Annotated in this window: 8 protein-coding genes; all 8 read left to right on the top strand. The window is 54.6% G+C overall.

The window, feature by feature from the left end; translation table 11 throughout:
• The first annotated feature begins 27 nt into the window (after positions 1–27).
• The 8 genes from lysS to hisD all read left to right on the top strand — a co-directional run bounded on the left by lysS (position 28) and on the right by hisD (position 10323).
• Complete coding sequence (gene lysS / locus Q0Y46_RS10460) at positions 28–1536, top strand: lysine--tRNA ligase (protein ID WP_295678134.1); 1509 nt, start codon at positions 28–30, stop codon at positions 1534–1536.
• A gap of 60 nt (positions 1537–1596) precedes the next feature.
• Positions 1597–1968 carry a four helix bundle protein gene (locus Q0Y46_RS10465; protein ID WP_295678136.1) on the top strand — a complete coding sequence of 124 codons (372 nt, stop codon included), beginning with the start codon at positions 1597–1599 and terminating at the stop codon, positions 1966–1968.
• A gap of 36 nt (positions 1969–2004) precedes the next feature.
• Positions 2005–3249, top strand: coding sequence for an FtsX-like permease family protein (locus tag Q0Y46_RS10470; RefSeq protein WP_297947227.1), 1245 nt, complete (start codon positions 2005–2007; stop codon positions 3247–3249).
• Complete coding sequence (locus tag Q0Y46_RS10475) at positions 3242–3919, top strand: ABC transporter ATP-binding protein (protein WP_297947229.1); 678 nt, start codon at positions 3242–3244, stop codon at positions 3917–3919. The genes Q0Y46_RS10470 and Q0Y46_RS10475 overlap by 8 nt, the downstream gene beginning before the upstream one ends.
• 1 nt (position 3920) lies before the next feature.
• The gene (locus Q0Y46_RS10480; protein WP_297947231.1) at positions 3921–6434 is read left to right on the top strand and encodes an ATP-dependent Clp protease ATP-binding subunit; all 2514 of its coding nucleotides are present in this window, start codon (positions 3921–3923) and stop codon (positions 6432–6434) included.
• A gap of 54 nt (positions 6435–6488) precedes the next feature.
• The gene (locus Q0Y46_RS10485) at positions 6489–7142 is read left to right on the top strand and encodes a nucleoside monophosphate kinase (RefSeq protein ID WP_297947233.1); all 654 of its coding nucleotides are present in this window, start codon (positions 6489–6491) and stop codon (positions 7140–7142) included.
• Positions 7143–7291: 149 nt separating this feature from the next.
• Entirely contained in the window at positions 7292–8986 is a 1695-nt protein-coding gene (cimA, locus tag Q0Y46_RS10490) for a citramalate synthase (protein WP_297947235.1), read from the top strand.
• A gap of 47 nt (positions 8987–9033) precedes the next feature.
• Complete coding sequence (gene hisD, locus Q0Y46_RS10495; protein WP_297947237.1) at positions 9034–10323, top strand: histidinol dehydrogenase; 1290 nt, start codon at positions 9034–9036, stop codon at positions 10321–10323.
• Positions 10324–10412 lie beyond the last annotated feature (89 nt).

Consider the following 10412-nt stretch of genomic DNA (forward strand, 5'->3'; position numbering starts at 1 on the left):
AGTGATTCCATCACAGGATTATTAATTATGGCAATGCAAGACATGAATGATCAGGTGCAGGCTCGCCTCGCGAAGCTTGCGAAGTTCAAGGAAATGGGCATCGAGGCCTATCCGCACAAGTTCAACCGCACGCACGATTCCAAGACTCTCAAGGAAAACAAGGAAGCCCTGATGGCCAGCGGCGAGGAAGTCGCTTTTGCCGGCCGCGTGGTTCGTTTCAACCGCAAGGGAAAGATGTGCTTTATGCACCTGAAGGACCGCTATGGCCGCCTCCAGGTGGTTTGCGCCCGCGACGAGGTGGGCGAGGAGAACTACGAAATCGTCAAGATGACCGACCTCGGTGACTTTATCGGCGTGAACGGCTTCATGTTCGAGACGCAGACGGGCGAGTACTCCGTGCATGTGAAGAAGGTGACGATGCTCTCCAAGGCCGTGCGCCCGCTCCCGGTCGCCAAAGAAAAGGTTGACGAGAACGGCAACAAGGTCGTGTTCAACGAATTTGCCGACGTGGATACCCGCTACCGCCAGCGCTACATCGACATGGCGCTGAACGACGACGTGAAGGACGTGTTCATCAAACGCTTCAAGATTCTGCAGGCTATCCGCGAATACCTGATCGAGAAGGGCTTTATCGAGGTCGAGACCCCGACGCTCCAGCCGATTTACGGCGGCGCGAACGCCCGCCCGTTCACCACGCACCACAACGCCTGCGACATGACGCTCTATCTGCGCGTGGCTCCGGAACTCTACCTCAAGCGCTGCATTGTGGGCGGCATGGAAAAGGTGTTCGAGTTCAGCAAGAACTTCCGTAACGAAGGCATGGACCGCACGCACAGCCCGGAATTCACCGGCCTCGAGTTCTACGAAGCCTACGCCGACTACAACGACATGATGGTCCACTTCGAGAACATCTACGAACGCGCCTGCATTGCGGCGAACGGCACCACCAAGATTGACTACCAGGGGAAGGAAATCGACTTCAAGGCCCCGTGGCCCCGCTACAGCATGATCGAGGCCATCGAGAAGTTCGGCGGACTCAAGGTGAACGAGATGAGCGACGACGACATCAAGAACAAGATGGAAGAACTCGGCGGCCACCTCGACGGCGAATTCAGCCGCGGCCGCGGTATCCTCGAACTGTTCGAGCTCACCGTGGAAGACAAGCTCATCCAGCCGACCTTCATCAAGGACATGCCCACCGAAAGCACTCCGCTCTGCAAGAAGCACCGCACCATCGAAGGGCTCATCGAACAGTTCGAGCCGTACGCTAACGGATGGGAACTGGGTAACGCTTATACCGAACTTAACGACCCCATCCGTCAGCGTGAGCTCCTGGAAGACCAGGTGCGCCGCGGCCGCGGTGGCGAAGGCGAAACGCACCCGATGGACGAAAACTTCATGCACGCGATCGAATCCGGCCTGCCGCCTACCGGTGGCGTGGGCTTCGGCATCGACCGCATGGTCATGCTCCTCACGAACCAGCAGACCATCCGCGATGTGCAGTTGTTCCCGCTCATGAAACCGGAGAGCTGCTAGGCGAAGCCTAGCTGCTCTCAGTAGGAAGTAGACAGTAGACGGTAGGAAGTAAAAGCTTTTATGACTAATGGGTATAAAGATTTAGTTGTATGGCAACGGGCAATGGATGTTGCCGTTGAAGCCTATCGTCTTACTGGAAATTTTCCCAAAGAAGAGATGTATGGATTATCTTCTCAAATTCGTAGAGCTGCAGTGTCCATTGCTAGCAATATTGCGGAAGGAGAAGGTCGAAAGACAAATAAAGAGTTCTATCATTTTCTCGGTATAGCTCTTGGGTCTAAATCGGAACTTGAAACACAAATTATTTTGAGTGAACGAGTAAATCTTTTAAAAGAACCAGAAACAGTTTCGATAAAAAAGAATTTGGACAACATTGGAAAAATGATCACTGCTCTTAGGAGAAAATTGAAAAAAGTGGGTGTGGAATCGTAGATACTTCCTACTTCCTACTTCCTACTTCCTACTATTATGAAACTCGAACTTCTCATCGCCTGGCGCTACTTAGGGGCTCAACGTAAGAGTCTCTTCGTTTCGCTTATTGGCATTTTCAGTATGCTTGGGGTATCCATCGGTGTGTTTGCGCTGGTGGTGGCTCTTGCTGCGGTTAACGGTTTCGAAGAAGAGGTCACGGCCCAGATGATTGGGAAGGACGCTCACTTCGAACTGATGTCTTACAATGCGCAACCGATTGTCGCTTACGATAGCTTGATTAACGAAGTGCGAACCCGCGATTCTAGCGTGATTGCGTCTTCTCCGTTTATCATCTACAAGGTGGGCATCAGCTCCAAGAGGGTGAACGACGGCATTGTGATTTATGGTATCGATGCCGAGACCGCGAAGGGCGTGACCGACATTTACAAGTACATCAAGTTCGGCAATTATTCTGTGGACAGCCTCGAAGACCTGAACGGCACGAAGCGTCCTGGGATTATCCTCGGTTCTGGCTTGGCGAACCGCCTCCGCGTGGTGGTGGGTGACAAACTTGTTTTGCAGACGTTCCAGAGCCCGGACGAGATGATTGGCTCGGCTGGCCCGAAGATGATGATGTGCGTGGTGAGCGGCATTTTCGAGACGGGCACTTACGAGTACGACGGAAATCTCGCTTATGTGGGCATCCCTGAATTGCAGCGCCTTTTGAACATGGGCGATGCCGTGACGGGAATCCAGTTCCGCATAAAGAACCACTGGCTTGCCGAGACTGCGGTGGACAGTGTGTCAAATTGGCTCACGTACCCGTACTACGCGATGGACTGGAAGTCTAAGAATATCACGCTCCTCAAGTGGATGAATTACGAAAAGTTCATTGTGGCAGCGGTAATCTGCCTGATTATCTTGGTGGCGGCTTTCAACATCATCAGTTCCCTTATCATGGTGGTGATTGACAAGACAAAAGAAATCGGCATTCTCCGTAGCATGGGCTTCAGCAAGGCTGGCATCATGCGCGTGTTCATGCTCATGGGCAGTTTTATCGGCGTGGGCGGCACGGTTGTGGGCGGTTCTATCGGGCTAATCCTGTGCAAGTTGCAGGAGGCTTACCACTTTATCAAGTTGCCGGGCGATGTTTACGTGATTCCCTATTTCCCGATTTCTGTGCACCTGATAGACGTTGTCCTTATATTTGTAATAGGTATCGCGCTTTGCGTGTTAGCGACAATCCTGCCCGCATGGAAGGCGAGCCGGCTTGATCCGGTGGGGGCGATTAGACATGAGTAGCTTGTTACAAACAATTGACCTTCGCCGCGTGTTCTCCGAAACGGGGGAGCAGCTCGAAATTTTGAAGGGCGTGAATTTCTCGATGGATGCGGGGGAGCTTGTGGCACTTACGGGTTCCTCGGGTTCGGGCAAGTCCACGTTCCTCAATTTGGTCGGGATGCTCGATACTCCGACTTCGGGCGAAATTTATTTCAAAGGCAAACCCCTTTCGAAGTTCAGTGGCGAAGAACGCGACATGTACCATCGCGTGCAGGTGGGCTTCGTATTCCAGTTCCATCATTTGTTGAGTGAATTTTCGGCTCTTGAAAATGTCTGCGTGCCGGGCCGCATTTTGGGCACGAGTTCGCATGAATGCCGGGAACGCGCCGAGATGTTGTTGGAAACGGTGGGACTCAAGGACCGCCTCAAACATCTGCCGCGTGAACTTTCGGGTGGCGAGCGCCAGCGTGTGGCGATTGCCCGTGCATTGATGAACCATCCGGACCTCGTTTTTGCCGATGAACCTAGTGGCAACCTGGACGAGGCGAATTCGGATTTGCTTAACCAGCTCTTTTGGGACTTGAATCAAAAATTCAACCAGGCTTTCCTTATCGTGACCCATGACGAAAAGTTGGCGTCTTTTGCGAAACGTCGTGTTGTCATGCATAATGGATTGATTCAGGAGGCGTAAAATGTCCGATATCAACGGTATTTTTTCGGCTAAGGCTAAGGCCGTGTTGCAAGCGGCCCGCATGGCCGCCCATAACCTGAGCAGCGACAGTATTACAGTTGAACACTTGCTGCTCGGCCTTGTGCGAGAAGAATCGGGATATGCTGCCGAGACGCTCCGTGCGCTCAAGGTGAACCTGAGTGATTTGGGTGAAACTATCCAGCGGTCGCTCTCCACGAATGGTGGGTTGATGACCATTGGTGGTGATAAGCGTGGGGGCCTCCTCTCTTTTACGGCCCGCACCAAGGCCATTTTGTTCAATGCGGCCAAACTGGCGAAAAACGAGGGCGATCAGTATATTGGCCCGGAACATTTGATGCTCGCCATTCTCCAGCAAACCGATACTCCGGCTGCTGCGACGCTTTCTACGTACAACGTTACGTTTGACAATTATCTGGAAATGCTCCAGCAAATCAAGAGCAAGAATATCGACCCGTCTGGGATGGATATAGATAGGAATGTTCCGCCCATGATGCGCAATGAACCGCGTCCGGCTGCGGCGTCCAAGTCCAAGACTCCGATTCTTGAACATTTCGGTCGCGACCTTACTGCTATGGCGCGCGCGGGCAAACTGGACCCGATTATCGGCCGCGAAGCCGAAATTGAACGCCTGATCCAGATTCTTTGTCGCCGCAAGAAGAACAATCCGGCGCTTATTGGTGAACCGGGCGTGGGCAAGACTGCAATTATCGAGGGCCTTGCGCAGAAGATTGTACAGAAGAAAATTCCCGACCTGCTGGCGAACAAGCGCGTCGTGACGCTCGATGTGGCGGCTATGGTGGCTGGCACCAAGTACCGCGGCCAGTTCGAAGAACGCGTGAAGGGGCTGATTATGGAACTCCAGCGCGTTGGCAATTCGGTGATTCTTTTCATTGACGAATTGCATACGATTGTGGGGGCGGGCGGCTCCGAAGGCAGCCTGGATGCTTCCAATATCTTTAAACCGGCGCTTGCCCGTGGCGAACTCCAGTGCATCGGTGCGACGACGATTGATGAATACCGCAAGTACATCGAGAAAGATGCCGCTCTGGAACGCCGTTTCCAGACGATTATCGTGAATCCGCCCAATTCCGAGGATTCTATACAAATTCTTGAAGGCCTGCGTACAAAGTACGAACAGCACCACAACGTACACTACACCCCAGATGCGATTCGTGCTGCGGTTCTCCTTGCCGAACGCTATATTAGCGAAAGGTTCTTGCCGGATAAGGCCATCGACGTTTTGGACGAAGCCGGTGCCCGTGTTCGTCTCAATTCCATCAAGGTTCCCGACGACCTGAAACAGATGGAAGAAGACTTGGTCAAGACGAACCAGCTGAAAGACGAATGTATTGCGAACCAGCTTTACGAAGAAGCGGCAAAACACCGCGACCATGCCGAAGAACTTGAAAAAAACATCGCTGAACGCAAGAATTCCATAGCCGAAGACGCAAAGGCCAATACGCCTGTGGTCGACGAAAATGTTATTCGCGATGTCATCAGCAATATGACGGGGATTCCCGTGAGCCGGCTTGCCGGTGAAGAAGCGCAAAAACTCCTGCACTTGGGCGAAGAAATCAAGCAACGCGTGATTGGCCAGGACCAGGCCGTCGATGCGATTGTCAAGTCTATCCGTCGTACGCGTGCGGGTATCCGCAGCAGCAAACGCCCCATGGGCAGTTTCCTCTTCCTCGGGCCGACTGGCGTGGGCAAGACGGAACTTGCGAAGGTGCTGAGCCTTACGCTTTTCGGAAGCGAAGATTCCATGATTCGCATCGACATGAGCGAGTACATGGAAAAGCATAGTGTTTCTCGCCTTATCGGTGCGCCTCCGGGATACGTTGGCTTTGAAGAAGGTGGTGGACAGCTCACCGAGAAGGTGCGCAAACACCCGTATTCTGTGGTCTTGCTCGACGAAATCGAGAAGGCTCATCCGGACATCTACAACATTTTGCTCCAGATTCTCGACGACGGTATCCTTACCGACAGTTACGGCCGCAAAATCAACTTCAAGAACACCATCATCATCATGACGAGTAACGCTGGTGCTCGCGAAGTGCGCCATAGCAGCGGTATGGGATTCACCAAGATGGGGGAGACCGACGACTACGACCGCATGGAAGCGGCTATCAGGGACGAAGTCAAGCGCGTATTCTCGCCGGAATTCCTGAACCGTATCGACGAGCAGATTGTGTTCCGCCCGCTTTCGAAGAAGGACTTGGTCTCGGTGGTGGATATCCAGATGGGATTCTTGCAGAAGAATATCTCCGATCGAGGAATCCTGCTAGAAATCAGCCAGGAAGCGAAGGAATTTATCGTGAATCACAACTACGATTCGGCTCTGGGCGCACGTCCCATTCGCCGTTCTATCCAGAACCTCGTGGAAGATGCCATCGCCGAAGGCCTCCTGCTTGGGGACCTCCATGACTTCACGACAATATCCATCGGCGTCGAAGACGGTAAACTCAAGTTCACCTCCGAGGCATTGCCCAGCTAGTTTTTTTCTATCTTTGTTCCCGAATTTCAACAATCAAACCCAAGAGGTCTAACAATGGCTAAAATTCCTGCAGTCCTTATCTTTGGCGCTCCCGGTTCCGGCAAGGGTACCGTCGGTGCAAAGCTCGCTGCTACCACTTCCCTCAAGCACATTTCCACGGGCGACATCTTCCGTGGTATTGCCCCGTCCAGCGAATCCGGCAAGCTCCTCGCTTCTTACTCCAGCAAGGGCCTGCTCGTCCCGGACGAAGCCACTGTCGAAATCTTCGGCCGCTTCATCGAAGGCCTCATCAATACGAATAAGGTAAACCCGGATAAGGATACCCTTCTCCTCGATGGTATTCCTCGCACGGTTGCTCAGGTCAAGCTCATCGAATCCGTTGTCGACGTGAAGCACATCTTCGTGCTCGACATCAAGGACGAGAAGACCATCGTGGCCCGCCTCCTGAACCGCGCCAAGATCGAAGGCCGTAAGGACGACGCCGACGAAGCCGTGATCAAGAACCGCCTCAAGGTGTACAAGGAATCCACCGCCAAGGTGCTCGGCAAGTACAGCAAGTCCATCATCAGCCGCATCAACGGCGACAACACCCCGGACGAAGTGTTCTGCGACACTCTCGCCGCCTACGTGAAGTTCTGCAAGAGCGCTTGCAAGAAAGCCCCTGCTAAGAAGGCCGCCTGCAAGAAGGCTTGCAAGAAAGCTAAGTAAGGCGAGTGTCGCGCAGGCATGCTTGCATGCCTGCATGACCGAGCCGATTGGCTAGCGCTACGAAGTAGCGCCAGTAATTCTTCAACTGGAATTGCAATAATGTCCCGGCCCCCTGCGGGTCGGGCTTTTATTTTTCTATCTTTACGCCCATGAAAGTTTTTTTATACGACACGACCCTCCGCGACGGTAACCAAGACCGTAAGATAAGCCTTTCTCTAGCCGACAAGTTGCAGATTGCGCGAATTCTTGACCATTTCGGTTTTGACTACATCGAAGGGGGCTGGCCCAATCCGAGCAACCCGACCGACGAGGAATTCTTCCAGAAGATCAAGGAAGTCAAGCTGAAGCATGCGAAGATTGCTGCATTCGGTTCCACTCGCCGCCCGAAGGTGCTGCCCGAGAAGGACCCGTTGCTGCAGGCGCTCGTGAAGTCGGGCGCTCCGGTCAAGACGATTTTTGGAAAGAGCTGGGATTTGCACGTTACGGACGTTATCCGCACGACGCTCGAGGAGAACCTCGACATGATCGAGTCATCCGTCGACTACCTCAAGGACCATTCCGAAGAGGTGATTTACGATGCGGAACATTTCTTTGACGGTTACAAGGCGAACCCGGAATACGCTCTCGAGACGCTGAAGGCGGCTGAACGCGGCCGCGCGGACTTTATCGTGCTTTGCGACACGAACGGCGGCACGATGCCGTGGGAACTCGAGAAGATTGTGAAGGACGTGAAGAAGGTCGTCTCGACGCCTATCGGTATCCACGTGCATAACGATGCGGGCTTGGGCGTGTGCAACAGCCTGTTTGCCGTGAAGAGCGGCGCTACCATGGTGCAGGGCGTGGTGAACGGTTACGGCGAGCGTTGCGGTAACGCGAACCTCACGACTATCGCTGCAGACCTCCATTTCAAGATGGGCGCGAAGTTCTTTGCCGCGAAAAAGATTGCAAGGTTGCGCCAGCTGAGCAGCAACGTGGACCAGATTGTGAACCTGCCGAGCGACGTGCATGCCCCGTACGTGGGCGATGCGGCGTTCGCGCACAAGGGCGGTGCCCATATCGACGGCGTGATGAAGGTCAGCCGTAGTTTCGAGCATATCGACCCGCACGAAGTCGGCAACGACCGCGTGTTTGTCACGAGCGATCAGGCGGGCGGTTCCCTTGTGGTGGAAAAGCTCAAGGCCATCAAGCCGGGCATCGACAAGAAGGACCCGGTGGTGGGCAAGCTCCTCACGCTCATCAAGGAACGCGAGAATGCCGGCTGGCATTTTGACAGCGCCGAGGCGAGTTTCAAGCTGCTCGTGTATCGCCACCTGGGCATGGTGCAGGAGCCGTTCAAGGTTCTTGGCTACCGCGTGATTGAAGACAAGACTCCGCAGGGCGTGTCCGTTTCGCAGGCGACCGTCAAGCTCCAGATTGGTGACAAGATCAGCCATCAGGTGAGTGAAGGTGACGGCCCGGTGAACGCGCTCGATGCGGCGCTGCGCAAGGCGTTGCTCCCGTTCTTCCCGAACATGGCGAAGGTCAAGCTCGACGACTACAAGGTGCGTGTGCTCGGTTCCAAGGTGGCATCCGACGCGACGGTGCGCGTGTGGACGACGTTTGGCGACGAGAAGGGCTACTGGAACGTGGTCGGCGTCTCGAGCAACATCATCGAGGCGAGCTGGATGGCGTTCGTGGACGGGCTCACGTACAAGATTCTCGTGGACAACAAGGTCATCGAGAGCGCGTACAAGCATATCGACGTGAAGCCGGTGGCCACGAAGGCTGCCGAGAAGGAAGAACCCGCACCGGTGAAAACGAAAAAATTGACAAAACGCCAAGTGAAGAGAGTTGCTGGCATCTAATGCCCATGACCTAACCACCAACCACTAACCACTGTCTACTTCCTACTATGAAAATTGTAAAGGTTACTCCGAAATCTGCTGAAATCGAACGCATTTGCGGGCGCGAAGTCGCCCCGAGCAAGGAAATTCACGACAAGGTGATGCAGATCCTTGCCGACATCAAGAAGGGCGGCATCGCAAAGGCGACCGAATACGCCCAGAAGTTTGACGGCCTCACGGGCAAGAACCTCCGCGTGTCGGCTTCCGCTATAGCGAAGTCTGCCACCAAGTGCCCGAAGGAACTCCAGAAGGCCCTGAAGCAAGCCATCAAGAATGTGCGCGATTTCCACCAGAACCAGATGGAAGAATCCTGGCTCATGGAAGGGAAGGACGGCGTGGTTCTTGGCCAGCGTATCCGCCCGATGAAGCGCGTAGGCCTCTATGTGCCGGGCGGCGCGGGCATCTACCCGAGCACCGTCATCATGAACGCGGTCCCTGCTCTCGTTGCCGGCGTGGAAGACATCGTGGTCGTCACTCCCATCAAGGGCGAAATCAACCGCGCTGTCGCATTCGTGCTCCAGGAACTCGGCATTACAGAAGTCTACCACATCGGTGGCGCTCAGGCTATCGGTCTGCTTGCCTACGGTGCGAAGGATGCGAAGGGCAAAACCGTCGTGGAACGCGTCGACAAGATTGTGGGCCCGGGCAACGTGTTTGCCGCTATCGCCAAGAAGGAAGTCTTTGGCGTAGTGGATATCGACATGGTGGCGGGACCCTCCGAAGTGCTCGTGATGGCAGACAACACCTGCGATCCGGACTTTGTCGCTGCTGACTTGCTCTCCCAGGCGGAACACGGTTCCGGCTTCGAGGCGGCCATCTGCATTACCGACAACATGGAAACCGCCCAGATGATTAGCGCCTGCGTGGATATCCAGGTCGAAAATTCCCCGAAGCGTGAACTCCTCGAGAAGGTGCTCGGAAACTTCGGGCGCATCCTCGTGGTGAAGGACTGGTTCGACGGCGTGGAAATCGCGAACCGCATCGCTCCGGAACATCTGGAAGTGATGACCAGCGAAGCCGAATCCATGGCGGCGCAGATTGAGAATGCGGGTGCCGTGTTTATCGGCCCGTGGTCCTCTGAGCCGGTGGGCGACTACTTTGCGGGCCCGAACCACGTGCTGCCTACCAACGGCACGGGCCGCTTCTTCAGCCCGCTCGGCGTGTACGACTTCCTCAAGCGCATGAGCATCATCCGCTACAGCGAGAAGGCCATCAAGAAAAACGCGAAGGCCATTGCCGCCGTCGCGAACGAAGAGGGCTTTATCCACCACGCCGCCGCGGTACTCAAGAGACTGTAGTTAGGCACGAGGCTCGAGAATAGAGACTAGAGATTACCTTTGACCACTTAGTGCTTTAGCACTTATGTGGGCATGGCCACCTTTAGGTG

It is taken from the genome of uncultured Fibrobacter sp. (genome assembly GCF_947305105.1).
Classification (GTDB): Bacteria; Fibrobacterota; Fibrobacteria; order Fibrobacterales; family Fibrobacteraceae; genus Fibrobacter.

Coding starts and splice junctions, on each gene's coding strand:
- lysS (WP_295678134.1), top strand. CDS start 28: ATGGCAATGCAAGACATGAATGATCAGGTGCAGGCTCGCCTCGCGAAG.
- Q0Y46_RS10465 (WP_295678136.1), top strand. CDS start 1,597: ATGACTAATGGGTATAAAGATTTAGTTGTATGGCAACGGGCAATGGAT.
- Q0Y46_RS10480 (WP_297947231.1), top strand. CDS start 3,921: ATGTCCGATATCAACGGTATTTTTTCGGCTAAGGCTAAGGCCGTGTTG.
- hisD (WP_297947237.1), top strand. CDS start 9,034: ATGAAAATTGTAAAGGTTACTCCGAAATCTGCTGAAATCGAACGCATT.
- Q0Y46_RS10475 (WP_297947229.1), top strand. CDS start 3,242: ATGAGTAGCTTGTTACAAACAATTGACCTTCGCCGCGTGTTCTCCGAA.
- cimA (WP_297947235.1), top strand. CDS start 7,292: ATGAAAGTTTTTTTATACGACACGACCCTCCGCGACGGTAACCAAGAC.
- Q0Y46_RS10470 (WP_297947227.1), top strand. CDS start 2,005: ATGAAACTCGAACTTCTCATCGCCTGGCGCTACTTAGGGGCTCAACGT.
- Q0Y46_RS10485 (WP_297947233.1), top strand. CDS start 6,489: ATGGCTAAAATTCCTGCAGTCCTTATCTTTGGCGCTCCCGGTTCCGGC.